A 26,494-nucleotide genomic window follows, 5' to 3' on the forward strand; every position below is an offset into this window, starting at 1 on the left:
AGTGCATTATCTTTAATGGTGCTGGAAAAGGTGGTTCGCAGTGACAAAGGCTTCTGTCAGTGTAATTGTTCCTTGCTATCGGAGCAAAGCATCAATTTCGCGTGCGGTCGAATCGGTGTTTACGCAAACCCTAAGACCGATCGAAGTAATTTTGGTTGATGACTGTAGCCCAGATGATACGCTTGAACAACTGTATGCCGAGCAGCAAAAATACCCGGCAGGTTGGATAAAAGTGATTAAACTGCCGCGGAATGGTGGGCCAGGGAACGCACGCAATGCAGGCTGGGCACAGGCGAGCGGCAAGTATGTGGCCTTCTTAGACTCTGATGATTGTTGGCATGCTCGAAAAGTAGAACTTCAGTACAACTGGCTTGAACAGCACCCCGAAGTAACTTTGTTGGGGCAAAAATTTGCTTCGGGGATGCAGCGAGAGCCGGCTGTAGAGGAAGTGAGTTGTACCCAGGTAACAAAGCGACAGCTACTGTTTTCTAATCAATTTACTACATCATCGGTAATGCTCCAGCATGGCGTGAAAAGTCGATTTAAACAAGGAAAGCGCTACTGTGAGGATTATCAGCTCTGGTCTGATATCCTTTTTAAGGGGGGTGTGTGTTGCAATATGGATTTTCCGTTGGTCAAAACCTTTAAACCTGTTTATGGGGATTCTGGTTTGAGCGGGCAGTTATGGTCTATGGAGTTGGGTGAATTAGGTGTTCATGGCGCGCTGTTGCGGGAAAAGAGAATTGGAATCCTGCCATTTTTGTTGGCCGTGTCGTGGTCGATGCTGAAGTTTGCCCGACGTGTCGTAAACTCATATGTGCGAAGACGTTAATGATTTATATCTTCGGCTGGGCAATGATGCTGTTGGCGCTAGTTGCTTCTGAAATTACCAAGAACAGGAGCCGTATTCCTGTTGCTTTGGTGATTTTGTTTGTTGCAGTAGTAGCTGTATTGCGCGGTGCTGTTGGTACGGATACTAACACCTATGAGTGGTTGTTGGGTTTGGCTACCTTGGATCCTTTGGCGGGAGGGGTTGAGCCTGCCTTTACTTTCCTGGGCTGGATTTTCATGGGCGTTACAGGCTCTTCTGTTGGCGCAGTGAGATTATTTGGTCTTTTGCTATTTATTGTTCTTTTTTATTATTTGTTGCGCTCCAATGCGAATGAGCGATTTTTTTTGTTGTCCTGTTTCTTACCTTCCTTTATTTATCAGTACAGCATGAACACATTGCGATTAGGTTTGGCCAGTGTGTTTTTGCTTTTAGCATTCCAATATGCTCGACGGATTCGTTACTCAAGACGGGTAGGTTTTTCGTTGCTCGCTTTGGGGTTTCATTATTCCTCGATTTTTAACGTCGCCTATCTGATGATGTTGCGCGTCCCGTGGGCGCGCTGGAGCAGTTTAATTGCCGGCCTTGGTTTTGTGGTGTGCGTGGCGTTGTTACTGGTCCTTAAAAGTGATTATTTCCTGATGAAGCTCAGTGCTTACAGTGCAGTTTCATCACCTGGAAAGTTTTCTGGCATGAGTAAGGTGGCGGTCATTGCAGTCATGCTCATGGCGGTTGTGGCTTCGCGCCTGCCGCGCAGCGACAAAATAAAGTTAGTGATTCTTACTACTGTTTTAACAATCGCATTTTTTGCGTTAGCAAGCATTAGTTATGCTGGGTTGCGATTTCTCGATTTGTTGTCGTTCTCGCTGCCATTAGCCGTTCTGGTAGCGTATAACGATAATGAGCGCTCCTTGGACTGGGCGATAAAAATAGGGCTATCGGCAGTTGGGATCTTGTCAATGGTGGCTAGTTACAGGAACTATCTCCAGGAAATGGGGCAGGGTCCTAGCCCTTTTTTGCCTTATCATTTACTGGATGCACTCGGCGGCCTGTAAGTTGGTGTCGCAAGGTTGTGATAGGAGCGGGAACTTGAAAATCCTAGTATTGGGCGCAAATGGCTTCATTGGGGGACGTTTGATGACGGTCCTCGCCGAGCAAGCGCACTCGATTCGAATGTTGACCCGTAAGCCCGGGAAAGCATCCAGTGAAAAACTGGAAGTGCTAGTGGGGGATCTCACGAGTGATACGCTGGACGTTGAACGTCTTGTAGATGGCTGTGATGTGATCATCAATTGTGCGGGTGAAATCAAGAATGAGCAATTAATGCCCGCTTTGCATGTGAGCGCGGTAAAGCGCCTACTCGATGCCCTTGGCCGCAGGGGCCGGGGGGCGCCTCACGTTCGCTGGGTACAATTGAGCAGTGTTGGCGCGTATGGACCAGCGGCGGGCAAAAGACGAGTGGTCACCGAGCAGACCGCACCTAATCCTCAAGGAATGTACGAGATTACCAAGACCGATGCGGACAAGCTGATCATGTCTCATGCTGCATTGCAGGGAGAGTCGGGTGACTGGGTAATACTTCGACCGTCCAATGTGTTTGCTTGTGACATGCCCAATGGTTCCATTCGTCAGTTGGCCAGGATCATTTGTAAAAAGATGTTCTTCTACGTTGGGCGCGAAGAAGCGATTGCCACTTACATTCATGCGAATGACGTTGCAGCAGCCCTTGCCTGTTGTTCGATTGAGCCACGTGCAGCGAGGCAAATCTACAACTTGTCCAATGATTGCAGGCTGAGGGACGTGGTCGAGGCACTTGCAGATTGTCAAGGTGTTCAGGCGCCGCAATGGTGGTTGCCGGAGTGGCTAGTCAGAGTGGCTGTTTGGCTTGCTGGGAACATGATGCGTTTGCCGTTAACACAAAGTCGAGTAGATGCCCTAGTAAATAAAACTTCTTATCCTGCGGAGAAAATACGCAACGATTTGAATTTTACGCCTAAGTACAGCGTCCCCTTGCACATATGTGAAGTGATCCAAAAATAATGGAATTATGAATTGAAGGCTATTGGGTAATTTTATCTGTGACTGGCGCATTGGAATCTAACAGTATGTCAATTAAGGGTTTGCGGGTAGCACGGATTTCTACTGTCCCGTTTTTTGTGGTTACGCAGCTCAGCGCTCAATTGCGAGCGCTAAATGAAGCGGGAGCAGAGGTCGACGTGATCGCCAGTAACGACGACATGAGTGGAGTGCTTCAGTCAAGGAAGGATCTGAATTTTATACCTGTCGAGATAGCCCGTGAAATCAGCCCGTTGAAGGATTTGCGGAGCCTGATAAAGCTTATCATCTTGTTCAGGAAGCAGGGTTATGACATCGTTCACTCCACGACGCCTAAAGCAGGACTGCTAGCGGCTATTGCTGGGCGGATCGCAGGTGTCAAGATACGTTTGCACACCTTCACAGGCCAGCCTTGGGTAACCATGAATGGGTTCAAAAAGCACCTGCTAAAATTTTGCGACGCGCTAATCGCCAGATTAAATACCCACAACTACGCCGACAGTGTCAGCCAGCGAGAGTTTCTCGTTCGAGAAGGTGTGATTCATCAAGAGAAAGTGTCAGTGATTGGCTTCGGTTCACTGGCGGGTGTTGATATGGATCGATTTGACCGTCAGCGTTTTTCACCGGAGGTGATTGCGCAGACCAGAAACGAACTCGAAATTCCTCAGGATGCCAAAGTTCTTCTCTTTGTTGGGAGGGTCACTCCAGAAAAGGGTATAGGTGAACTCATGGAGGCTTTCACCACGCTGAGGGCAGTGCATGCGGACCTTTTTCTCGTGCTGGTCGGGCCTTATGAGGCTGAAGGGCGAGAGGTTGTCGAGTCTCATTTTGCAGCGGGGACCGCGCACGTAAAGGTGCTTGGCCTGCAGGAATTGCCTGAAAAATTTATGGCAGCGGCCGATTTGCTCTGTTTGCCGAGCTATCGGGAAGGTTTCGGTACGGTAGTTATCGAAGCAGCAGCGATGGGCCTTCCAACAGTTGGAACGGATATCTATGGCCTTAATGATGCTGTCGTCAATGGCGAAACGGGGCTATTGGTGCCTGTCCGTAACCCCGGTGCTTTATCCGATGCGATAGATGCTCTACTGTCGCACCCCCAGCGGCTGATTAGCATGTCCACAAAGGCAAGAGAGCGTGCGAGAAGGGACTTCGATTCCAGGCACTGCTCAGCGCTTTTAATCCAACAATATGAAGGATTTTACAAGTGAGTCATTCAGCAGAACTGTCAGCCGGTGAGCGCATTCTGGTGACGGGATCCACCGGTTTTGTGGGGGGCGCGCTGTTGAACGGGCTTATAGAGACTGGGCGTTTTGACGTAGTCGCACAGTACCGTGAGAGGCCAGAAGCGATCAGCACTCTGGTAGACGCGGTATGTGTGCCTTCGATCAACGGCGAGACTGATTGGAAGGCCGCGCTGGAAAACGTTGATGTTGTCGTACATTGCGCGGCGCGTGTTCACGTAATGAATGAAACTACGAACGATCCCTTGGCTGCTTTTCGTCGCGTGAATGTAGATGGAACGCTTGCACTCGCCCGCCAGGCAGCGAGTGCTGGTGTCCGTCGATTCATCTACTTGAGCTCCATCAAGGTTAATGGTGAGGAAACGAGCGAAGCTCCTTTCAACGCGCAGGACAACTGTTCACCGACTGATCCCTACGGTATATCCAAGTGGGAGGCCGAGCAGGGTTTGCTGGCCTTGGCAGCGGAGAGCGCAATGGATGTCGTGATTGTTCGACCACCACTGATCTACGGTCCAGGGGTAAAGGCGAATTTTCTTAAGATGGTCAAATGGATGGATCGAGGTATACCGTTGCCTTTGGCGTCAGTGCACAACAGCAGAAGCCTGGTGGGATTGAGTAACCTCATTTCCCTCCTGATTCATTGCATTGACCACCCAAACGCTGGCAATCAGATATTCCTCGTGTCAGATGGCCAGGATCTGTCGACGCCAGCTCTGTTATCGAAAGTAGCAGGCGCGCTAGGTAAATCATCCCGTTTGATACCGTTCCCGGTGTCATTTTTGCTGGGGCTGGCAGCCTTGGTTGGGAAAAAGGCAGAATTTCGCCGACTGTGTGGCTCACTGACGATAGACATTGAAAAAAATAGACGGTTGCTCGGTTGGCAGCCGCAGTCTTCGGTATCCGATGAATTGAAGCGAACCGTCAAAGCATATCGTCAGCAGGAATCCAAATGAGCCTTTGGTTGCTATTACCCATTACCGCAATTCTTTCATATTTTTTAACCGCCGCCCTTCGTCGCTATGCGCTCTCAGCGAGCATGATAGATGTGCCGAATGCACGCAGTTCCCACACCGTGCCCACGCCTCGTGGTGGTGGCGTTGCTATTGTGTTGTCGTTCCTTTTAGGGTTGGTAGTACTTGGAATCGTGGGAGTGTTGCCTGGCGCTCTAGCAGTAGGGCTTTTCGGGGCAGGTCTGATCGCAGCGCTGATAGGGTTTCTTGATGACCATGGTCATGTGCCTGCACGCTGGCGATTGCTCGGGCATTTTTCTGCCGCGGCCTGGGGCTTGTTCTGGATGGCAGGTGCTCCCCCCCTTGAGCTCTTTGGAACGGTTATAGATCTGGGGTGGGTGGGAAGCGTTCTTGCGGCCGTGTATTTGGTCTGGTTACTCAATTTGAACAATTTCATGGATGGAATTGATGGCTTGGCCAGTGGCCAGGCCGTGACGGCATGCATCGGTGGCGCATTGCTCTATTGGCTGGGCGGGCAGGCATCGCAACTGTGGCTTTGCGGCTTGTTGCTGGCCGCAGTGGCAGGTTTCTGGATCTGGAACTTCCCTCCAGCGAAGATCTTCATGGGCGATGCCGGCAGTGGTTTCCTCGGGATCATGATGGGGCTACTGGCCCTGCAGGCTGCTTGGATTTCGCCTGCTTTTTTCTGGAGTTGGCTAATACTGCTAGGAGTATTCGTTGTTGATGCAACCTGGACCCTGATTCGAAGGCTCCTGCGTGGGGAGAAGGTCCACGAGGCACATCGCAGCCACGGCTATCAGTATGCGGCCAGGCACTACAAAAGCCACAGAGTAGTCACTCTCACTGTGCTGTTGATCAATGTACTCTGGCTGACACCACTCGCGTTGCTGGTGGGATCGGGGCTCCTTGACGGAGTTGGCGGTCTACTGATCGCCTATGCGCCGCTATGTGTACTGGCGGCAAAGTTTAACGCCGGACGGCGGGAGGCCTGACTATCTATGAGACCAGGAGGCGATAACAAGATGCGCAGTTGGCTTCTACAGCTTACGCGGCGCCAGAAACGGATGCTGCAATTGTCTACTGATGTGCTGCTGATATGGGTGGCGCTCTGGCTCGCGTTTGTGGTCCGTCTAGGCATTGAAGAGATGGCTAACCCCATAATCGACCATGCATGGCTGTTCCTCACTGCTCCTTTGGTGTCCATTCCGTTGTTCATTCGCTTCGGCTTGTACCGTGCGGTGATGAGATATTTCGGTAACGACGCCTTGATCGCCATCATCAAGGCCGTGACACTCTCGGCGCTCATTCTCGGCTTCATCATCTACTGGGCTAGCAACCACCAGAATGTTGTGCCACGGTCCATAACCTTCAATTACTGGTGGTTGAGCCTGATCATGATCGGCGGTCTTCGCCTGGCCATGCGGCAGTATTTCTTGGGTGACTGGTTTGCCGCTGCAGTGCAGCACGTTCCTTTTGCCAATAATGGCCGTGGCGACAGCCTGCCGCGGGTCGCCATCTATGGCGCCGGTGGTGCTGGCAATCAGCTTGCTGCCGCCCTGCGGTCTGACAAGGCCCTGCGCCCGGTTGCCTTCATCGACGATGACCCCAGCATCACCGACCGGGTGATTGCCGGCTTGCAGGTCTACCGCCCCGACCAGTTACAGGACATGATCGATGCCACGGGAGCGCAGGAAATCCTGCTAGCCATACCGTCCTCTACCCGCACTCGCCGTCGCGAAATCCTTAACTTCCTTGAAGGCTACCCGCTGCACGTGCGCAGTATTCCCAGCTTCCTGGACCTGGCCAGCGGTAAAGTAAAGGTGGACGACATCCAGGAAGTAGATATTGCCGACCTATTGGGTCGCGATGCCGTCCCGGCACAGGCTGACCTGCTGGAGCGCTGCATCGTCGATCAGATCGTACTGGTAACCGGTGCCGGCGGCTCCATCGGCTCGGAACTGTGCCGGCAGATATTGGGCCAGGGGCCAAAAACCCTGCTGTTGTTCGATCACAGTGAATTCAACCTCTACAGCATCCTCTCCGAGTTGGAGCAGCGTGTTGCCCGTGAATCCCTTACGGTCAGCCTAGTACCCATGCTGGGCTCGGTGCGCAACCAGTCCCAGCTTCTGGACATCATGCGCACCTGGCACGTCGATACTGTCTATCACGCAGCCGCCTATAAGCACGTGCCGATGGTGGAGCACAACATCACCGAAGGCCTGATGAATAATGTCATCGGCACACTGCACACTGCCCAGGCCGCGTTGCAGGCCGGGGTTGCCAACTTCGTGCTGATTTCCACCGACAAGGCCGTGCGCCCGACCAATGTGATGGGCAGCACCAAACGCCTGGCCGAGATGACCCTGCAGGCGCTGAGCCGTGAAGTGGCGCCGGTGCTGTTTGGCGACAGCAGCAACGTTTCGCAGGTGAACAAGACCCGCTTCACCATGGTGCGCTTCGGTAACGTGCTGGGCTCATCGGGGTCGGTGATTCCACTGTTCCACAAGCAGATCAAGGCGGGCGGCCCGCTTACCGTCACCCACCCCAAGATCACCCGCTACTTCATGACCATTCCCGAGGCCGCGCAGCTGGTAATTCAGGCCGGCTCCATGGGCAAGGGTGGCGATGTGTTCGTGCTGGACATGGGCGAGCCGGTGAAAATTGTGGAACTGGCCGAGAAGATGATTCACCTGTCGGGCTTCAGTGTGCGCTCCGAGCGTAACCCGATGGGTGATATTGCCATTGAGTTCACCGGGTTGCGTCCGGGGGAAAAGCTGTATGAAGAGTTGCTGATTGGCGATAACGTCATTGCGACCCGTCACCCGATGATCATGAGTGCCAATGAAGACTTCCTGCCCTGGGATACGCTCAAGGAGTTCCTGCGGCAGCTGATGGCGGCAGCGGCGGTGGATGACTTTGTGCGGGTACGGCAGTTGCTGCGTGAAACCGTGAGCGGCTATTCGCCGGAAGGCGAGATTGTCGACTGGATTTACCAGCAGCGGCGCCTGGAGCCTTGACCTTGCTTTGCAGGTAATCCTGCTTCCACAGGGCCGCAGCGCGGCCCCTGTATCTCCGCCATTCCAGCCTGAATATCACGTTGCCATCGTCTTCGCTCTCGAATCAACCGCCGACAGTCTAGAATCCTGAAAGTGGAAGCGCAGACCCTGACAACGGAAGCAGACAAACATGACCATTCTGGTAACCGGCGGTGCAGGCTTTATCGGGGCGAACTTCGTTTTGGACTGGCTGGCCGGCGATGACGAACCCGTGGTCAACCTGGACAAACTCACCTATGCAGGCAACCTGCAGACCCTGAGCAGCCTGCAGGGCGACAAGCGCCATATCTTCGTGCACGGCGACATTGCCGATAGCCGGCTGGTCGCGGAATTACTGAATGCCCATCAGCCCCGCGCCATCATCAACTTTGCCGCCGAGTCCCACGTCGACCGCTCGATCCATGGCCCGCAAGCCTTCATTGAAACCAACGTCGTCGGCACGTTCCAGTTGCTGGAAGCCGCGCGTGCATACTGGGGCGGCCTTGATGAGCCGGCGCGGCAGGCATTCCGCTTCCTGCATGTGTCTACCGACGAAGTGTATGGCTCTCTGACTGCCGCCGAACCGGCTTTCACTGAAACCCACCAGTACCAGCCTAACAGCCCGTACTCGGCCAGCAAGGCTGCCAGCGACCACTTGGTGCGTTCGTACTACCACACCTACGGCCTGCCGGTGCTGACCACCAATTGCTCGAACAATTACGGCCCTTATCACTTCCCGGAAAAGCTCATCCCGCTGATGATCGTCAACGCCCTGGCCGGCAAGCCGCTGCCGGTGTATGGCGACGGTCAGCAGATTCGCGACTGGTTGTACGTAAAGGACCACTGCAGCGCCATCCGCCGCGTACTGGAGGCCGGCAAAGCTGGTGAGGTGTACAACGTCGGCGGCTGGAATGAAAAGCCCAACCTGGACATCGTCAACCGCGTATGCGCGCTGCTGGACGAACTGCGCCCACGCGCCGACGGCAAGCCCTACGCCGAACAGATCACCTATGTAAGCGACCGTCCAGGTCACGACCGCCGTTATGCCATCGATGCCCGCAAGCTGGAGCAGGAGCTTGGCTGGAAGCCTGCGGAAACGTTCGAAACCGGCATCCGCAAAACCGTGGCCTGGTACCTCGACAATCAGGACTGGGTGCAGAACGTGCAGTCTGGCAGTTACCGCGACTGGGTAGAAAAAAACTACGCAGGGCGTTCTGCATGAAGGTGCTGCTGCTGGGTAAGGACGGTCAGGTAGGATGGGAACTGCAACGCAGCCTGGCCCCACTGGGGCAGTTGCTGGCGCTGAACGCTCGCAGCCAGGCGTACTGTGGCGACCTGGCCAACTTGCTTGGCCTGGCCGAAACGGTCCGTGTCTATGCCCCCGATGTCATCGTCAATGCGGCGGCCTACACTGCCGTGGACAAGGCCGAGAGTGACCGTGAGCAAGCCTTCAAGGTAAACGCCGACGCCGTCGGCGTGCTGGCCCGCGCTGCCGCCGAATGTGGCGCGCTACTGGTACATTACTCCACCGACTACGTGTTCCCGGGGCAGGGCACCCAGCCTTGGCGCGAAGACGATGCCGTTGACCCATTGAATACCTATGGCGCCAGCAAGCTGGCCGGCGAGCAAGCGATCCAGGCTGCCGGTTGCCAGCACCTGATTTTCCGCACCTGCTGGGTGTATGCCGCACGCGGCAACAATTTCGCCAAAACCATGCTGCGCCTGGCTGCGGAGCGTGACAGCCTGGGCGTGATCGATGACCAGCACGGTGCCCCGACGGGTGCAGAACTGATCGCCGACATCACCGCGCACGCCATTGTCGCCACGCGCCGCAACCCATCCCTGGCTGGCCTGTACCACCTGGCCGCTGAGGGTGAAACCACCTGGTGCGGCTATGCCCGTTACGTACTGGAGCAAGCGGCGGTCCATGGCGTGCCGCTGAAAGCTCATGCCGAGAACGTCACCCCCTTGACCACAGAGGCCTACCCGACGGCGGCCATGCGGCCGGCCAACTCGCGTCTCGATACCCATAAACTGCAGAAGGCCTTTGCCCTGACCCTGCCAGATTGGCGCCTGGGTGTGGCTCGCATGCTGACGGAAATCCACGAGAAAGGACCACTATGAAGCGTAAAGGCATTATTCTGGCAGGTGGGTCGGGTACCCGCCTGCACCCGGCGACCCTGGCAATTTCCAAGCAACTGTTGCCGGTGTACGACAAGCCGATGATCTATTACCCGCTGACCACCCTGATGCTGGCGGGCATTCATGACATCCTGATCATCTCCACCCCGCAAGACACCCCGCGCTTCGAGCAGCTGCTGGGCAACGGCCACCGCTGGGGTATCAACATCACCTACGCCGTGCAGCCATCCCCGGACGGCCTGGCCCAGGCGTTCCTGATTGGCGAAGACTTCCTCGGCAACGCCCCCACCGCGCTGGTGCTGGGTGACAACATCTATTACGGCCACGACTTCCAGCAGTTGCTGCGCAACGCGATGGACCGCCAGGGCAGCGCCAGTGTGTTCGCCTATCACGTGCAAGACCCCGAGCGTTATGGCGTGGTCGAATTCGACGGGCAGGGTAATGCCATCAGCCTGGAAGAAAAACCGGCCAAACCCAAGTCCAACTATGCCGTGACCGGGTTGTACTTCTACGACAACGACGTTATCGAGATTGCCAAAAGCATTCGGCCATCCGCGCGTGGTGAGCTGGAGATTACCGACGTGAACCGCGCGTACCTGGAGCAGCACCGTTTGTCGGTAGAGATCATGGGGCGCGGGTATGCCTGGCTGGATACCGGGACGCATGACTCGTTGCTTGAGGCAAGCGGGTATATCGCGACGATCGAGCGGCGGCAAGGGCTGAAGGTGGCCTGCCCCGAAGAGGTGGCATTCCGGCAGGGGTGGATCGATGCCCAACAGTTGGAAACGCTGGCAGCACCGCTGGCCAAGACCGGTTATGGCCAGTATCTGCTGCGTTTGATTCAAGGCACGGTTTATTGAGGTAACAACCTCGGCGGGGTGGAGCCGCCATTCCACGGGCGGTTCAAGCCGCGAAGGGGCCGGGCCTGCTGGCCAATTTCCACCCGCCGTTCACCGTTGCCGGCGCTACCGTATTCGCGGGTAAACCCGCTCCTACACACGCATCGAGGGCGGCACAGGCCGCTGTAGGAGCGGGTTCACCCGCGAAAGGGCCGGCCCTGCTGGCCAATCTCCTCCGGCCATTCACCGTCGCCTCCACCACCGAATTCGCGGGTAAACCCGCTCCTGCGCCGATACGTGAACCATCCCTCACCCCAGGGTTTTCCCACCCCGGCAACCCGCGTATCATCCGCATACACAAATCTGAACATTCCCACGCGAGTCCCAGACCATGAGTCTTGCGCCCGGTGCGTGCATGGCAGTTTCAGGTACCCAGACAATCATCAGTGACATATAACGACTGGCCAGTTTCGTGGCCGGGCCAGGCATGCCGGCTGTCCGACGGATGGGACGGTGCCCGATGAGATTTGAAGGAATAGGTTTTGATCAAGCGTAGAAAGGTTGCAATCGTTGGTTGTGCGTACCGTTTTCCTGGCTCTTCCAATGCAGGCTTCTGGCAAAACCTGATGGAGGGCCGCGACCTGGTGACCCAGGTTGACCCGTCGCGTTGGAACAAACGCGAGTTCCTGCACCCGGACAAGGCCAGCCCTGCAACCAGCTACACCTTCGCCTCAGGCACCCTGGGTGATATCAGCGCTTTCGACGCTGGCTTCTTCAGCATCTCGCCGCGTGAAGCCGCGATGATGGACCCGCAGCAGCGCATGCTGCTGGAAATGTGCTGGGAAACCTTCGAGAACGCCGGGGTCAAGCCGTCCAGCCTGCGTGGCAGCAACTGTGGCGTGTACCTGGGTATCGCCGGTGTCGAGCAGTCCTACCGCCTGCTCGAGGACCTGTCGGCCATCGATGGCGCCACGGCGACCGGCAACACCATGAGTATCGCGGCCAACCGCCTGTCGTTTTTCTACGACCTGCGAGGCCCGAGCATGGCCATCGACACCGCCTGCTCGTCGTCGCTGGTGGCCTTCCACCAGGCGTGCCAGGCCATCCTCAGCGGTGATGTCGACCAAGCCGTGACGGGCGGTATCAGCCTGCACATGCACCCGTTCGGTTTCATGATCTTCGCCAAGGCGACCATGCTGTCGCGCACCGGGCGCTGCCAGTCGTTCGACGAAAACGGCGACGGTTACGCCCGCTCCGAAGGCGGCGGGTTGTTCCTGCTCAAGGACTACGACCAGGCAGTGGCCGATGGAAACACCATTTTGGCAGTGGTGGCGGCCAGTGCGGTGAACACCGACGGGCGCAAGTCCAGCCTGACCCTGCCCAATGCCGAGGCCCAGGCGGCGTTGCTCAAGCGCGCCTACACCCAGGCCGGCATCGCCCCCGAGCAATTGGACTACCTGGAGGCCCACGGCACCGGTACCGCTGTGGGGGACCCGATCGAAACCCGCGCCATCGGCGAGGCGCTGGGCCAGGCGCGCGGCGCCGGCAACCCGCTGCCAATCGGCTCGGTGAAAAGCAACCTCGGGCACCTTGAAGCCGCCTCTGGCGTGGCTGGCCTGATGAAGGCACTGAACTGCCTGGCTGAGCGTACCGTGCCCGCTACCATTGGCGTGCAGGCGCTCAACCCGAACATCGCGTTCGCCGACCTCAACCTGCAGGTGGTCACCGAGCCCCTGCCGCTGAAAGCCGATGGCCAGTTGACCGTGGGGGTGAACTCGTTCGGCTTTGGCGGCGCCAACGCCCATGTCATCCTGCAAAGCCCCGAGCTACAGGCGCCGGTAGCGCAAGCGGCCAGCGCCCGGCGCGTGCCGTTACTGCTCAGTGCCAAGAGCGAAGAAGGCCTGCGCGCAACCGCAGAGCGCTTTGCCGCCTACCTGGCCGGGCAGCCGCAGGCCGACTATTACGATGTGGCCTACCAGGCGATGTTCCGCCGGGATGCGCACAGCCATCGCCTGCTGCTGGTTTGCGACACTGCAGCCGAAGCTGCCCAGGCGCTGGACGACTATGCCCAGGACCCGACCCTCAGCGAACTGAGCGCAGTGCTGGAGGCCGGCCAGGCCCTGGACGGCGCCTCGGCACCGGTATTTGTCTATTCCGGCAACGGCTCGCAATGGCAGGGCATGGGCCGGGCGATGCTCGACCAGCCGCTGTTCGCCGCCGCCGTGGATGAAGTGGACGCGTTGTTCCAGCCCTTGGCGGGCTACTCGCTGCGCGCCGAGCTGCTGGGCGACAACGGCGAAGGCCGTTATGCACGTACCGAAATCGCCCAGCCTGCGCTGTTTGCCCTGCAAGTGGCGGTTACCAAAGTGCTGGCTGCCGAAGGCATCCACCCGGTGGCGGTGATTGGCCACAGTGTGGGTGAAGTGGCCGCGGCCTGGGCCAGCGGCGCGTTGAGCCTGGAGGACGCCACCCAGGTCATCTACCACCGCAGCCGCCTGCAGGGCCTGACCCGTGGTACCGGTAAGATGACGGCGGTCGGCCTCTCGGGTGAAGCCACGGCGCAGCTGATTGCCGAACTGAAACTGGACGGCCGCCTGGTGGTGGCGGGCGAGAACAGCGCCCGCGGCGCCACTGTGGCCGGTGAGGTCGACGCCCTGGCACTGCTGGAGGCGGCCCTGGAAGAGCGCCAGGTATTCGCCCGTCGCCTGGACCTGGACTACGCCTTCCACTCGCCGGCCATGGACCCGATCAAGCAAGCGGTTATCGACGACCTCGCGCATATCCGCCCGCAGGCTACGAAGATTCCGTTCTACTCCACTGTCGTCGGTGGCCAGTTGAACGGCGAACGCCTGGACAGCCAGTACTGGTGGCAGAACATTCGCTTCCCGGTGCTGTTCCAGGGCGCGCTGGCTGCCTTGGTGCGCAATGGCCTTAACCTGTTCGTCGAAGTGGGCCCGCATGCGATTCTGCGCAGCTACGTCAGCGATGTGCTGGCCGAGTGCGAACAACCGGGGCAGGTGATTGGCACCCTCAAGCGCAACGACCACAGTCCGCTGCTGCTGGAACGTACCGTAGCCCGCCTGCAGATTGCCGCCGTGGAGCCACAGTGGCAGGCACGCTTCCCGGTGACGGGGCGCCCGCTGCGCCTGCCTAACTACGCCTGGCAGCGCGATCACTTCAGCTTGCCGGTCACTGCCGAGGCCTATGGCCCGCTGAGCCACGAGCGCGTGCACCCGTTGCTGGGTTACCCGGTAACGGACCAAGCGCTGACCTGGGAAAACCGCCTGGATACCCAGCAGTACCCGACCCTGGCCGACCACAAGGTGGGTGAGTCGGTACTGTTCCCGGGTGCAGGCTTTACCGAGCTGGCCCTGGCCGTGGCGCAACTGCACCAGCCGGGCGAGTTCGTCGATATCGAAGAGCTGGAAATCCACAACCCTCTGCTGCTGAGCAGCGAGGTCAGCAAGAAAGTGCGCGTGCAGGTGGAAGAGGCCGATGGCACATTGCGCATCAGCTCGCGCACGTTGATGCAACGCGAAGACTGGGTACAGCACGTGGTCGCACGCTTGCCGGGCGAAGCGCGCGGTGTGCTGCTGGACACCCGGGCACCGGCGTTGCCAGCCCGCCCGGCAGACTTCACCGGCGAGCAGCACCTGGCAATGACCTGCGCGGTTGGCCTGAACTACGGCCCCGCTTACCAGACGGTGGCCGCAGCCTGGGTGGAAGGGGAGCGCGTGCTGGCTCAGTTGGTCGTGCCTGCTGCCATCGAACACGAACTGGCAAGCCTGCACCTGCACCCGGCGCTGCTGGATGGTGCCTTCCAGCTGATTACCGAGCTGCTGGCCAGCCGCCAGGGGCATGACGATGGCCTGGCGTTCATCCCCGTCAAGCTTGGGCGCATTGCCTTTACCAATGCCGGCGGTGTGCCGGTGCTGGCCGAGGTGCGCCAGCGCAAGCGCACCGCGCATTCGCTGCTGGTCGACTTCACCCTGTTCGATGCCAGCGGCGCTGCCGTGCTGGCAATCAAGGATGCGCGCATGCGTGCCGTGCGCCTGCAGTACGACCGCAGTGGCGACATCAAGCGTATGGGCCATGTGGGGCAGGCCGCGCCAGGCGCAGTTGTGCCTGTGCAGCGTAACGCCGTGGCCTGCTCGCCGCTGGCCGAGGCCTTGCAGTGCCTGGCCGACGAGCCGGCACAGGTGCGTTACCTGAATGAAGTGGAGCCACTGCTGGATGTGCTGTGCAGCAGCTTTGTCCTCGATGCGGTGGAACAGGCCGGCGGCCGCATCAGTGCCGAGCAGGTCGCGCTATGGTCGCAGGGCCAGGGCGACTTCCTGGCGATGCTGTTGCGCCATGCCGAGCACGACGGCAGCCTGCAGCGTAGCGCGGACGGCAGCTGGCAACTGGTCGACCAGGGCGAGCGCCCGACCTCGCAGGCTATCTGGCAAGAGCTGTTCAGAAGCTACCCCGAGTACTTCCAGATTATCCATTCCGTGGGCCGTATCGGCCGTCATCTGTCGGCGTTGCTGGATGGCAGCCAGGCCTTCGACACTCTGCAACCGCGCGAAACCAGTGGTGCCAGCCTGGCGCGCCTGGTGCTGGGTGCGGCAGGGCAGCAGCACCTGCTCAGCGGCATTGGCCAGACCTTGGCCGCGCGCCTGGCGCAACTGCCGCCCGGCCAGCGCCTGCGTGTGCTGGAATTCGGCTTTGGTGGCGCTTCGTTTGCCGAGCTGTTGTACGCCGGTCTGGATTTCGATCGCCTTGATTATGCCTACTGCGTCGCCGAGCCCGAGCTTGAGCAGCGCCTGCGTGACGATTGCCCGGCGCTACAGGTACTTGGCCTGGAGCAACTGGCCGAAGCCGGTACGTTCGACTGGGTCCTGGTGCCTACCGACTTTGGCCCCCTTGGTACGGTGGGTGACGCCCTGCGCCTGGCCAGTGGTCGGCTCAACCCGCACGGCCAGTTGGCGCTGCTTGGGCAGTACCCGGCGCGCTGGGCCGATTTCGTCTTCGGTGCCCAGCCAGATTGGTGGCTGGCCGGCCCGCAGCAGGCGTTGTCGCGCCAGCAAGGCCCGGCGTTCTGGAGCCATGAGCTGCAGCGGCATGGCCTGACCGCGCTGCGCACGCTGGAGGCGTTGCCGGGTAACGCCTGTGGTAGCTACCTGTTGCTGGCGGACAAGCCCGCCGGTGCTGACACTGCTGCACCCGTGGCCGTGCAGCGCTGGGCCGTACTCGCCGAAGCAGGGCAGGGCGCAGCCCAGCGCCTGGCAGAGCAACTGCGCGCCCAGGGCCAGCAGGTTGACCTGTTGCAGCCGGGTGACGCCCAGGCGCTGGCGGCTCAGCTTGGCGCCTTTGCCCAGCCCCCTGAGCATGTGCTGCACCTGGCTGGTTTCGACAGCGGCACAGGCCTCGATGGCCAGGCCGAGCGCTGCATGCAAGCGGCCGCGCTGGTACAGGCCTGTGAGGCGCTGACGATTGCCCCGCAGTGCTGGCTGTTCAGCCGTGGCGCTGCCGAGCACCTGTACAGCGTCGACACCGCCGCTGAGGTTGCGGCCATCGGCGACGCCGCCTTGTGGGGCTTTGGCCGTACCCTGGCCAACGAATCCCCGCACTGTCGTATTCGCCTGCTCGATCTGGCCCACGCGGCAGCGGTCGAGCTGGCGGTACCTGCGTTGCTGCACGCCGACAGCGAAACCGAGTTGGCCCTGGACGCCGAAGGCCGTCGCTACGTGCCGCGCCTGCGCGTGCTGGCCGACCAGCCGCGCCGCGCAGTGGGCGATGCGCAGTGGGTGTGCCTGGGCTTCGACCTGCCGGGCCAGCTGCGCAACCTGCGCTGGGAAGTGCGTGAGCCGCGTCAACCGGCGGCGGATGAGCTGGACATTCAGGTGCGTGCGACGGGCCTTAACTTCCGTGACGTGATGTTCGCCCTCGGCCTGCTGTCGGATGAAGCCATCGAAAACGGCTTCTCCGGCCCTACCCTGGGCTTCGAATTTGCCGGTGTGGTGCAGGGCAAAGGCGCCGAGGCAGTGGGCGACTTCGCCCCGGGTGACCGTGTGGTGGGCTTTGGCCCCTGCAGCTTCGCCAACCGCCTGGTCACCAACGCCAACGCCGTTGCACGCATCCCCGAAGGGATGTCGTTCGAAGCGGCGGCCACCATTCCGAGTACCTTCTTCACCGTGTACTACGCGCTGCATCACCTGGCGCGCCTGGAGCCGGGCGAGAAGGTGCTGATCCACGGCGCTGCCGGTGGTGTGGGCATCGCGGCCATCCAGATCGCCAAATGGCTGGGCGCAGAAATTCACGCCACCGCAGGCAGCGACGAGAAGCGCGACTTCCTGCGCCTGCTGGGCGTCAGCCACATCTACGACTCCCGTTCGCTGGCGTATGCCGACCAGGTGCTGGCAGCCACCGGTGGGCGTGGCGTGGACGTGGTGCTCAATTCGCTGGCCGGTGAGGCCATCAACCGCAACCTGCAGGTGCTGAAGCCGTTTGGTCGCTTCCTGGAGCTGGGCAAGCGCGACTTCTACCAGAACACCCGTATTGGCCTGCGCCCGTTCCGCAACAACATCAGCTATTTCGGTATCGACGCTGACCAACTGATGAGCGAGCGCCCCGCGCTCACCCGCCGCCTGTTCGCCGAAATGATGGAGCTGTTCGAGCAGGGCATCCTGCACCCGTTGCCGTTCCGCGAGTTCGACGCCAACCAGGTGGTCGAGGCCTACCGTTACATGCAGCAGGCGCGGCAGATTGGCAAGGTCGTGGTGACGTACGCCAACCCGATCCAGCAAACCGTCGACACCCGCGTGCAGCCGGTGCGGGCATTGCAGCTTGCCGCCGATGCCAGCTACCTGGTCACCGGCGGCCTGGGTGGCTTTGGCTTGCGTACTGCGCAGTGGCTGATCGACAAAGGTGCCCGTCACCTGGTGTTGCTGGGCCGTCGTGGCCCGGCCAGTGAAGAGGCCCAACCACAGCTGGCGTTGTGGCACGCCCAAGGTATCGATGTGCAGGCCGTGGCGTGCGACATCACCGACCGTGAGCAACTGCGCGGGGTGTTCGATCGCATTGCCGCCAGCCCATGGCCACTGCGTGGCCTGGTGCATGCCGCGACGGTGATCGACGACAGCCTGATCCGCAACCTTGACGGTGACCAGTTGCGTCGCGTGCTGGAGCCCAAGGCCAAGGGCGCGCAGTACCTGCATGAGCTGGCCCAGGGCCTGGCGCTGGACTTCTTCGTGATGTTCTCCTCGGCCACCACCTTGTTCGGCAACCCCGGCCAGGCCAACTACGTGGCGGCCAACCACTGGCTCGAAGCCCTTGCGCGGCACCGTCGTGCTCAGGGCCAGGCAGCCACGGCCGTGCTGTGGGGCGCCATCGACGATGTCGGTTTCCTGGCGCGCAACAGCCAGATCAAGGACGCCCTGCAGAGCCGCATGGGGGGCTCGGCGCTACGGGCTGAGGCAGCCTTGGCACAGCTCGAGGCCATGCTGTTGCAGGGTGATAACGGCCATGGCGTGCTGGAGCTGGACTTCAAGGCCCTGGCGCGCTTCCTGCCGAGCGCCACTACACCGCGCTTCAGCGAACTGGCCCGTGCCTATGGCGGCGACCATGAGGATGACGGTGGCGGTGAAGACATCCAGCGCATGCTGGAGGAGCTTGACGATGGCGAACTGCTCGAACGCTTCGTAGACATGCTCAAGCACGAGGTGTGCGAGATTTTGCGCCTGCCGCCAGCACGTCTGGATGCCCAGCGCCCGCTGCAGGAAATGGGGCTCGATTCGTTGATGAGCGTTGAGTTGGTGGTGGCGCTGGAGGAGCGTTTCGGTATTCGCCTGCCAGTGATGGAACTGAGCGACAGCTCCAGCATCGACAAGCTTGCCGTACGCTTGCTGGAGCTGCTGCGCGGTGAAGCGGGCAGCGGCGAAGAGCAACTGGCGCAGAATGTGCTTGCCCGCCATGGCAGCGAGCACAGTGCCGAAGAGTTGGCGCAGTTGAACGCAGCCTTGGCCGACAGCAACGCGGCACCCAACCGATTGATTGATTAAGAGTGCCAGATGACAGCCAGAACCCCGACCGGCCTTGGTGGTGATGCCAAGCAACGCCTGATCCAGCAAGCCCTCGCCCGGCGCCGCCATGTGGCTGCCGAGGGCGAGCAGGGCGCCACCCTGGAGCAGGTACAGCAGGCTGCCCTGAAGGTGCCCGAAGCGCACTATCGCTTTGATCAGCACCCGGGGTACCAGCAACTGCGGGTAATCCAGCAGAGCGCCATGCAGCTGGGCGTGAGCAACCCGTTCTTCCGTATGCACCAGGGCACCGCCGGCGCCCAGACGCAGATTGGCGAGCGCGAGTTTCTCAACTTTGCCAGTTACAACTACCTGGGCTACTCCGGCCACCCAACCGTGGCCGAAGCGGCCAAGGCGGCGATCGACCGCTACGGCACCTCGGTGTCGGCCAGCCGCCCGGTTTCTGGCGACCGCCCGCTGCACCGCGAGCTTGAGCGCGAACTGGCCCGCCTGTACGAGGTGGACGATGCGGTGGTGATGGTCAGCGGCCATGCCACCAACGTCACCACCATCGGCTACCTGTTCGGGCCACGCGACCTGGTGGTGCATGACGAGCTGATTCACAACAGCGTGTTGCAGGGTATCCAGCTGTCGGGTGCCCGCCGTCTGAGTTTTGCCCACAACGACTGGCAGGCGCTGGATCGCCTGCTGGGCGAGCAACGCCAGCACTTCGAGCGGGTGCTGGTGGTGGTGGAAGGCATCTACAGCATGGACGGTGATTACCCTGAGCTGCCCCGGTTCGTCGAGCTCAAGCATAAGCACAAGGTTTTCCTGATGGTGGATGAAGCCCATTCGCTGGGGGTGATGGGGGCGACGGGCAAAGGTATTCGTGAGCATTTTGGGTTGGCTGGCGATGACGTCGACATCTGGATGGGGACCTTGAGCAAGACCCTGGCCAGTTGCGGCGGGTACATTGCGGGCCGCACGGCACTGATCGAGCACCTGAAGTTTCTGGCGCCGGGCTTCTTGTACAGTGTTGGCATGCCGCCGGCGGTCACGGCCTCTGCGCTGGCAGCGTTGAAGCTGCTGGCTGCAGACAGCGAGCGGGTAGCGCAAGTGCAGGCGCGGGGGGAGCTGTTCCTGCGCCTGGCGCGTGAAGCAGGGTTGGATACGGCGACCAGTACCGGGTTGGCGGTGATCCCGGTGATTACCGGCAGTTCGTTCAAGGCCGGCCGTTTGTCCAGCGCCCTGTTCGAGCGTGGCATCAATGCCCAGCCGATTTTGTACCCGGCGGTGCCAGAGCATTCGGCGCGGGTGCGGTTTTTTGTGTCTTGCGAGCATACGGAAGAGCAGATCAGGCATACCGTGGCGGTGGTGGCGCAGGAGATGGCGCGGCTGGGGTGAGGGCCACGCTTACAGCCAGATGGCATCCCAGTGTGGGTATTCGCCGACATTGGGTGCCAGGCCGGCCCTGACCGGGTTGGCAATGATGTACCGAGCGGTGTTGAGCAGGTCATCATCCTTGCGCATGGCGCGATCGCGGTAGCCCGCCTGCCAGATGGGGGTGGCTGTTACACCAGCCTTGTGCAAGGCATGGCTGGACCTTGATTTGAAGCGGCGCATCAACGTGGCCAGCGTCACCTGTTTCAGTTCTATCAGCCAGTGCACATGGTCGGGCATGACCACCCAGGCCAGCGTGGCGCAGCTGTTTTCCCGGTCTGCCTGGCGCAGGTGATTGACCACCAGCCTGGCCAGGTTGAAGTTGTGAAACAGGGGGCGGCGCTGGTGGGTGACTGTGGTCAGCATATACAGCCTGCCGGGGTGTGAAACCCGATGGCGGCGCAGATGGTGGGCGTGGGCGTAGTGCATGGGGTCATCCTTGAAGGCTTCGATAGTTCGAGCCAGCGTAGACGCCCTCCTGGCGCCAGCAGCGATTCAACCATTGCAGAATGTACCCACCGACCAGGGGGGCGGTGATTGGCCAGGGATATTGGCCAGCAGGCCCGGCCCTTTCGCGGGTAAACCCGCTCCTACACGACGGCCTGCGTCCAGCCACCTGGCCGGGGACTGGGCGTGGGTCAGATATGCGGTGCCTCATACGCATTCAACTGTTCCACAAACCGCCAATGGCTCTTCTTGCCAAACCCCATCAACCGCTTCAACCGGATATCCCAACGCATGTGGTGGTTGGCAATCCATGGCAATGCAAACAGGTGCGCCCCGCGCCAGGGGATGAACGGGTTACGCCGCAGGCTGGCATAGATCTCGACGCGGTGGCTGGCCTGATGGCTTGCACAACGGGCATGGAAACCAGACGTGTCCGCCACCACCAAGGTGTTGGCTGGCACCGCAAAGCGACGGGGCGGCGGCAAGCCGAGGGCCGCCAGCTCGGGCTCGTCGATGCGGAACGAACCCTCACGGTGCATCTGCTCGCCGGAGCGCGCCGCCCCCAGGCTTTGACGGTACTCCCAGGCCAAACGCTCCGGCGTCAGGCGGTGCGACCCCGGCACATAACTGAACGGCCCTTGGTCATCCGCCACATCGTCCAGGAACAACCACGCCTTCGCCGTGGGGTGGAAGGTGTCGGCATGCAGGCGGGTCTGCGGGTCCTGGTCGGCATTGGCGGCGTCGATCACGATCGACTGCAGCTGGTAGGTAATGCCACCGGTATTGGACGACGCATAGGCAATCAGGTCGCGCACCCCACGGTCCGCCACAAACGCCGCACTGGCCGGGTTTTGCGCCAGCACGTCCTGGTCAAGGCTGACCCGGCGGGTAACCGCGCGGCCCTGGCGCATTTCCCAGCCGGTGCTGCGCAATGCACCCAGCTCGGCGCGCAAGGCCGCAAACTGCTCGGCAGGCAGGGCGTTTTCACGAATGAAAAAACCGTTCTGCTCAAAATGCGCGCGCTCATCGGCATCCAGCCGCGAGGCCAGCGCATTGCGACGGTAACCTGCCATGGCCATCGCCATCTGACGACGCTGCACATGCAGGCCCAAGGCATTGAGCCGGGCACTGCCCAGCACCGGGTTGTTCTCGAACGACTTGGCATGGGTAGCCAACTGCAGGCAATGCCAGGGGAGTGCCGCGTAACGGCCGATGTCCTTGATCGAAACAGGCATGATCTAGTCCTTTGATGGGGCCAATGGCCGGCCACAGCCGAGCATGGTCCGGGTATAGTTGAGCAACGGCGCCACTCGTCGATAGGCCACCGGCGCCGGGTGGGGCGCGCTGAGGCAGGCGAGGGCGTGCCAGGCATCGCAGGGCAGGTCTTGCTGGACGTCGGCATAGCGCGCATAGCGCAACAAGGCGCCGGCTACCAACTGGTCCAGGGTTAAACGCCGGGTGCGGCGGGGCAAGGGCTGATGGTCCTCGGTCAGGCCCCAGCCGGCATAGAACGGCGTGCCATAGGTGACCACCGGCAGCCCGCGCAGCAAGGCCTCGAAACCGGCGGTGGAACTGAGCGTATGCAGCGCATCGACCTGGCCATACAGGCTGGCGATGTCCACACCCGCCAGTACCTGATCGGCCAGCCCCACCAGCTGTGCCGGGGCGATGTGCCCGCGGCGCTTGCCGGCTTCCACGTCGGGGTGCGGCTTGTACAGAATCCAGGCATCCGGCAACCGCGCACGCACCTGTTGCAGCAGCCGCAGGTTGCACCCGGCACCGCCACCGCTGCACAGCGCCGAGGCATCATCCTCGACCTGGCCCACCACCAGTACCCGCCGCTGCCCCGGCTGCCCAAGCAGCGCCGGGCGCACATTGCTGCGCAGGTTGAACTTGCTGGTGCCGCTGGCAACGATCTGCGCCCGCAAGCGCGCCGCTTCGGCCAGGCATGGGGCGTCAAATTCGCCATGCTGCAACAGCTGCTCCAGGTCGCTGGCAGACTGCGCATCGTAATGAATGCCACCCCGGTCCAGCACCAGTGACAGCGCCGGGCTGTTGGTCGCCCCCAACCCCGTGGAGCGCAAGAAACCATCCTCGACCCGCCACACTGGCACCCCCGCCTGGCGCGCACGTTCGGCCAGGCCGGCCGGCTCGCGCGCAGCCCATACCAGCAGCCGACCCTGTTCGGTCGCTACCTGGCTTATCAGGTGCGGGCTGTCGACGCTGAAGCGCAGCTGCCCCCAACGGCTTGCGAAAAAACGCCGGATGTTGTGCTGCTTGTGCCGCTTCACGCCCAGCACCGTGGTGGGGCCGGCAAACGCAGCATCGCGGGCTTTCTTGCTGGCCAATTGGCGGGCAACGGTCAAGGCATCGGTCAACTGGCCGCTCAATGGGTCGACATAACGGCAGTAACGCACATAGGCCGCCGCCACCAGTTGCACAAGGTCTGGCCGTGACTGCCGGCGAGCAATGGCCATGCGGTCATCGGTCAGCCCCCAGCCCGCGTAGAACGGCAGCCCGAAGCAGGTGACCGGCACGCCCTGGATCAACGCCTCCAGCCCGGCCTGGCTGGTACCCACGTACACGCGCCGGGCACGCCGGGCCAGTGACGCCCAGGCTACCGGCCGCGCCTCCAGCGTTACCCCACGGGCCCGCGCGGCATCCAGCAGGCAACTGGGCTTTTGCCCGCCCAGGCAGTCCGGGTGAATGCGCACGCGCACGTCGGCATCCGGGTTTTCTGCCAGGGCCTCATCCAGCATTCGCACATAGTCGGCTTCGCATAGCCCGCCGCCCGGGATTGAATAATCCCCGGCAGTTTGGTCCACCACCAGCACCAGCGGCCGCTCGCGGCCCAGCGGGTCGTCGTCGGGCAGGTCCTGGGCGTTGTTGTACTTGCCGATGCCGCTGCTGCGCATCAAGGCAATCAGTTCGCGGGCGCAATTGAGCTCGTATGCGCTGAGCGCCTCGGGCTGCTGCAGGATGTTTTCCAGCAGCGAAGGGCGGTCGGCCAGGTAGTGGATGCCTACCGGGTCGACCACCATGGACATCGGCGTATCGCCCTCGATGCCCAGCGAAGAAGAACGCAAAAAGCCGTCTTCCAGCGCAATGTAGGGCAGCCCCCAGCGCTGGCACAGCACCCGGGCATGGGCCGACGACTGCTTGTAGCCGATACCGGCAATCGCCTTGAGCCCCTTGGGCGCCTTGCGGCCACGGCGCCACAGCCAGAAGGGCGGGCCTTCCGGGCCGAGGAACTGCGGCAGGTGCAGGACCTTCCAGGCCACCCATTGCGACATGATGCCGACCCAGCCGGTGCCGTCTACCAGGGCATCGGGTGGTGAATAACCTTCGGGCGGGTGGGGTACAAAGGGAGGCGTTTTGTGCATTACACGGCCCGCCACATGTTGCGCACCGGCGGGAACGGCACCCAGCGCTTGCGGCGCAGGGCAAAGCCATTATGCAGGTACAGGTGCTGCGCCCGATGATTGCTCAGCGGCACCTCCAGCTCTACCTGGGTAAAGCCCTGGCCGGCGGCGTGCGCGCAGCACGCCTGCACCAGCGCCGAGCCTACGCCGTGCTGGCGTGCGGCCTTGCTGACCCGCAGCCCGTACAGCAAGAACGGGTAGCGCCATTCGCGCAGTTCGCTCAGGCAGAACCCAATAAACCGCACCCAGCCGCTCAACAGGCCAAACTCACGCACGAACGGCTGCCAGTGCCAGGCAAACGGCCCGCGCCGGCCATGCTTGAATGCGGCAAAGCCCAGTGCCTGCTCGCCCTCGAAGGCCAGCAGCACACGGTCCCAGTGGATAGCCGACCCCAGCAAGCGATAGCGGCAGGCCGTATTGCCAATCAGGAACGCCAGCGACCCCCGCCCCTCGGTCAGCAAGCGGGCCAAGGCAGGGTCTGCGGCACGCTCCGGCGACAGGTCCGATCCCAAAACGATACGCACCACGTTGTCAGGCTACCCCGGCACTGGCCACAGGCGTGTCCTGGCAGGTTGCCGGCGCCAGGGCATGGGCCAGCAATGTGCTGGACAACTGCTGCACCGGCATTGGCCTGGCCCCGCAGCCAGGCTGGCGGCGGTTGGACCACACCAGATAATCGGTATCACCTGCGGGCGCACCAACAGCCTGGTACACCTCAGGCAAGATCGGCACATGGTCGCCAAAGAAGCACAGCAGCGCCTCGTTCGGCTGGGCCAGCAAGGTGTCGCGCAGCATGCCCAGCATGCGGTCGGCATTGCCGATGTGCCGCAGGTAGGGCGCCAGGTCTTGCATGCCCGGTTGCAGCGGGCGGTCGAACCAGGCCGGCAGCTCGTGCGCGGCTACGCTTTCCAGGTGCAACGGGCCATGGTTTTCCATGGTGACCGCATGGATGAACAGCGGCTGTGTGCGGCCTGGCGCCTGCAGCAGCGCGCGGATTTTGTCTGCCACGGCGCAATCACCAATGAACGGCCCGGCCTTTTGCGAAGCGTTGAACGCCTTCACATCGATGAATTCATCAAAGCCCAATGCCGGCAACACCTTGTTGCGGCCATAGAAACCACCGTCGTACGGGTGGATGCAAATGGTCCGGTACCCCTGCGCCTTGAGCCTGGAGGCGATACTGGGCAGGCCCTGGCGGGCCAGCACCCGGTACGGGTTGAAGCGGTGCACGCCCAGCCGGTCGGCAGGGATGCCGGTCAGGTAGGCGAACTCGGTCCGCACCGTATTGGCGCCCCAAGCTGCCACCTGCAGTTTGCCCCGGGCCAGCGCCTGGCTGGCCAACAGGTCGTACTGCTCGAGCACTTGCGGGCGCACGCCAGGCCACAGCCCACGCACATCGAAGAACGACTCGCTCTGCACCGAGATTAAGTCCGGCAGCGCCCCGGCCTGGGCCGCTGTCGGCTGCGAAGAGGCCGGCACAGCCCCAACAGCAAACGGCGAGCCCAGCCCGTCCCGGTCAACCGGCGCCCGCGCCGCCCAGAAGTACCGCCACAAGCTGGCCGCCAAGCCCCAGCCACGTACATCCTGCTCGGCATCAAAGCTCGGCTTAACAGGCCGATGCCCCAGGCGCAGCAAGCCCAGGCCCAGCGCCAACGGCAGCAACGCCTCAAGCCGAGCGCCCGCCACCTCGAAGCTCAACCCCGCCCACAGGTAAACCAGAAAGCCCACCGCCAGCAGCGCGGCCTTGCCAAAGCCAAAGAACGGCAAGTACAACCGCGGGAACTTCACTGCATCGCTGAAATACTCGAAATCTGCACACACAAACGGCTCGCGCAGCGAGTGATACTTGGCGTTGCTGACCAGCACGATCAGCAGCCACAGCAGCAACACATTCACGCCACTGAACAACGGCCGCGCCGTCAGTGCATACAATAGCCCGAAGGCCACACACCACAGCCCCGCGTGCAGCAGCCAGCAATCGGCCGGGCGACGCAGGGCAGGGCGGGGAACCAGCAGGCGCTCGACCGCGACGGTCAAGCCCAGGCCGATCAAAGCGACCGGCAACATGGAAAC

17 protein-coding genes are annotated in these 26,494 nt (G+C 61.3%); 12 read left to right on the forward strand and 5 right to left on the reverse strand.

Going from position 1 to position 26,494, the window contains the following annotated elements; all coding sequences use genetic code 11:
• Positions 1-40 precede the first annotated feature (40 nt).
• The 12 genes from ACF8Q6_RS24440 to ACF8Q6_RS24495 all read left to right on the forward strand — a co-directional run bounded on the left by ACF8Q6_RS24440 (position 41) and on the right by ACF8Q6_RS24495 (position 20,516).
• Positions 41-832 carry a glycosyltransferase family 2 protein gene (locus ACF8Q6_RS24440; RefSeq protein WP_392490880.1) on the forward strand — a complete coding sequence of 264 codons (792 nt, stop codon included), beginning with the start codon at positions 41-43 and terminating at the stop codon, positions 830-832.
• Positions 832-1,884, forward strand: a complete 1,053-nt coding sequence (locus tag ACF8Q6_RS24445; RefSeq protein WP_392490881.1) for an EpsG family protein — start codon at positions 832-834, stop codon at positions 1,882-1,884. Before ACF8Q6_RS24440 ends, ACF8Q6_RS24445 begins: the two co-directional genes overlap by 1 nt.
• A gap of 34 nt (positions 1,885-1,918) precedes the next feature.
• Entirely contained in the window at positions 1,919-2,869 is a 951-nt protein-coding gene (locus ACF8Q6_RS24450) for an NAD-dependent epimerase/dehydratase family protein (protein WP_392490882.1), read from the forward strand.
• A 65-nt stretch (positions 2,870-2,934) separates the two neighbouring features.
• Positions 2,935-4,092 (forward strand): glycosyltransferase family 4 protein, encoded by a 1,158-nt coding sequence (locus tag ACF8Q6_RS24455; RefSeq protein ID WP_392490883.1) that lies wholly within the window; start codon positions 2,935-2,937, stop codon positions 4,090-4,092.
• Entirely contained in the window at positions 4,089-5,078 is a 990-nt protein-coding gene (locus ACF8Q6_RS24460) for a UDP-glucose 4-epimerase family protein (protein ID WP_392490884.1), read from the forward strand. The genes ACF8Q6_RS24455 and ACF8Q6_RS24460 overlap by 4 nt, the downstream gene beginning before the upstream one ends.
• Entirely contained in the window at positions 5,075-6,088 is a 1,014-nt protein-coding gene (locus tag ACF8Q6_RS24465) for a glycosyltransferase family 4 protein (RefSeq protein ID WP_392490885.1), read from the forward strand. Before ACF8Q6_RS24460 ends, ACF8Q6_RS24465 begins: the two co-directional genes overlap by 4 nt.
• 6 nt (positions 6,089-6,094) lie before the next feature.
• Positions 6,095-8,113 carry a polysaccharide biosynthesis protein gene (locus ACF8Q6_RS24470; protein ID WP_392490886.1) on the forward strand — a complete coding sequence of 673 codons (2,019 nt, stop codon included), beginning with the start codon at positions 6,095-6,097 and terminating at the stop codon, positions 8,111-8,113.
• A 169-nt stretch (positions 8,114-8,282) separates the two neighbouring features.
• Positions 8,283-9,353: a dTDP-glucose 4,6-dehydratase gene (gene rfbB / locus ACF8Q6_RS24475; RefSeq protein WP_392490887.1), complete on the forward strand. Its 1,071-nt coding sequence runs from the start codon at positions 8,283-8,285 to the stop codon at positions 9,351-9,353.
• Positions 9,350-10,255 (forward strand): dTDP-4-dehydrorhamnose reductase, encoded by a 906-nt coding sequence (rfbD, locus tag ACF8Q6_RS24480; protein WP_392490888.1) that lies wholly within the window; start codon positions 9,350-9,352, stop codon positions 10,253-10,255. The genes rfbB and rfbD overlap by 4 nt, the downstream gene beginning before the upstream one ends.
• The gene (gene rfbA / locus ACF8Q6_RS24485) at positions 10,252-11,133 is read left to right on the forward strand and encodes a glucose-1-phosphate thymidylyltransferase RfbA (protein ID WP_014592009.1); all 882 of its coding nucleotides are present in this window, start codon (positions 10,252-10,254) and stop codon (positions 11,131-11,133) included. Before rfbD ends, rfbA begins: the two co-directional genes overlap by 4 nt.
• Positions 11,134-11,654: 521 nt before the next feature.
• Complete coding sequence (locus ACF8Q6_RS24490) at positions 11,655-19,154, forward strand: SDR family NAD(P)-dependent oxidoreductase (RefSeq protein ID WP_392494215.1); 7,500 nt, start codon at positions 11,655-11,657, stop codon at positions 19,152-19,154.
• 9 nt (positions 19,155-19,163) lie between these two features.
• Positions 19,164-20,516 (forward strand): aminotransferase class I/II-fold pyridoxal phosphate-dependent enzyme, encoded by a 1,353-nt coding sequence (locus ACF8Q6_RS24495; protein ID WP_054888755.1) that lies wholly within the window; start codon positions 19,164-19,166, stop codon positions 20,514-20,516.
• A 9-nt stretch (positions 20,517-20,525) separates the two neighbouring features.
• Here ACF8Q6_RS24495 and ACF8Q6_RS24500 read toward each other — a convergent pair whose 3' ends face one another.
• The 5 genes from ACF8Q6_RS24500 to ACF8Q6_RS24520 form a co-directional block, all read right to left on the reverse strand.
• Complete coding sequence (locus tag ACF8Q6_RS24500) at positions 20,526-20,981, reverse strand: transposase (RefSeq protein WP_012053364.1); 456 nt, start codon at positions 20,979-20,981, stop codon at positions 20,526-20,528.
• A 209-nt stretch (positions 20,982-21,190) separates the two neighbouring features.
• Complete coding sequence (locus tag ACF8Q6_RS24505) at positions 21,191-22,234, reverse strand: phytanoyl-CoA dioxygenase family protein (RefSeq protein ID WP_392490851.1); 1,044 nt, start codon at positions 22,232-22,234, stop codon at positions 21,191-21,193.
• 3 nt (positions 22,235-22,237) lie between these two features.
• Positions 22,238-24,382 carry a capsular polysaccharide biosynthesis protein gene (locus tag ACF8Q6_RS24510; RefSeq protein ID WP_392490852.1) on the reverse strand — a complete coding sequence of 715 codons (2,145 nt, stop codon included), beginning with the start codon at positions 24,380-24,382 and terminating at the stop codon, positions 22,238-22,240.
• The gene (locus tag ACF8Q6_RS24515; RefSeq protein ID WP_392490853.1) at positions 24,382-24,948 is read right to left on the reverse strand and encodes a GNAT family N-acetyltransferase; all 567 of its coding nucleotides are present in this window, start codon (positions 24,946-24,948) and stop codon (positions 24,382-24,384) included. Before ACF8Q6_RS24515 ends, ACF8Q6_RS24510 begins: the two co-directional genes overlap by 1 nt.
• A gap of 4 nt (positions 24,949-24,952) precedes the next feature.
• Positions 24,953-26,488: an LTA synthase family protein gene (locus ACF8Q6_RS24520; RefSeq protein WP_392490854.1), complete on the reverse strand. Its 1,536-nt coding sequence runs from the start codon at positions 26,486-26,488 to the stop codon at positions 24,953-24,955.
• Positions 26,489-26,494 lie beyond the last annotated feature (6 nt).

This window comes from Pseudomonas sp. GLN_2 (assembly GCF_043106005.1).
In the GTDB taxonomy this organism is placed as follows: domain Bacteria; phylum Pseudomonadota; class Gammaproteobacteria; order Pseudomonadales; family Pseudomonadaceae; genus Aquipseudomonas; species Aquipseudomonas alloputida.

Excerpts from the sequence above, each read along its gene's own strand:
- ACF8Q6_RS24445 (WP_392490881.1), top strand. The coding sequence starts at position 832 with ATGATTTATATCTTCGGCTGGGCAATGATGCTGTTGGCGCTAGTTGCT.
- ACF8Q6_RS24455 (WP_392490883.1), top strand. The coding sequence starts at position 2,935 with ATGTCAATTAAGGGTTTGCGGGTAGCACGGATTTCTACTGTCCCGTTT.
- ACF8Q6_RS24465 (WP_392490885.1), top strand. The coding sequence starts at position 5,075 with ATGAGCCTTTGGTTGCTATTACCCATTACCGCAATTCTTTCATATTTT.
- ACF8Q6_RS24470 (WP_392490886.1), top strand. The coding sequence starts at position 6,095 with ATGAGACCAGGAGGCGATAACAAGATGCGCAGTTGGCTTCTACAGCTT.
- rfbB (WP_392490887.1), top strand. The coding sequence starts at position 8,283 with ATGACCATTCTGGTAACCGGCGGTGCAGGCTTTATCGGGGCGAACTTC.
- rfbD (WP_392490888.1), top strand. The coding sequence starts at position 9,350 with ATGAAGGTGCTGCTGCTGGGTAAGGACGGTCAGGTAGGATGGGAACTG.
- rfbA (WP_014592009.1), top strand. The coding sequence starts at position 10,252 with ATGAAGCGTAAAGGCATTATTCTGGCAGGTGGGTCGGGTACCCGCCTG.
- ACF8Q6_RS24495 (WP_054888755.1), top strand. The coding sequence starts at position 19,164 with ATGACAGCCAGAACCCCGACCGGCCTTGGTGGTGATGCCAAGCAACGC.
- ACF8Q6_RS24500 (WP_012053364.1), bottom strand. The coding sequence starts at position 20,981 with ATGCACTACGCCCACGCCCACCATCTGCGCCGCCATCGGGTTTCACAC.
- ACF8Q6_RS24505 (WP_392490851.1), bottom strand. The coding sequence starts at position 22,234 with ATGCCTGTTTCGATCAAGGACATCGGCCGTTACGCGGCACTCCCCTGG.
- ACF8Q6_RS24510 (WP_392490852.1), bottom strand. The coding sequence starts at position 24,382 with ATGCACAAAACGCCTCCCTTTGTACCCCACCCGCCCGAAGGTTATTCA.
- ACF8Q6_RS24520 (WP_392490854.1), bottom strand. The coding sequence starts at position 26,488 with ATGTTGCCGGTCGCTTTGATCGGCCTGGGCTTGACCGTCGCGGTCGAG.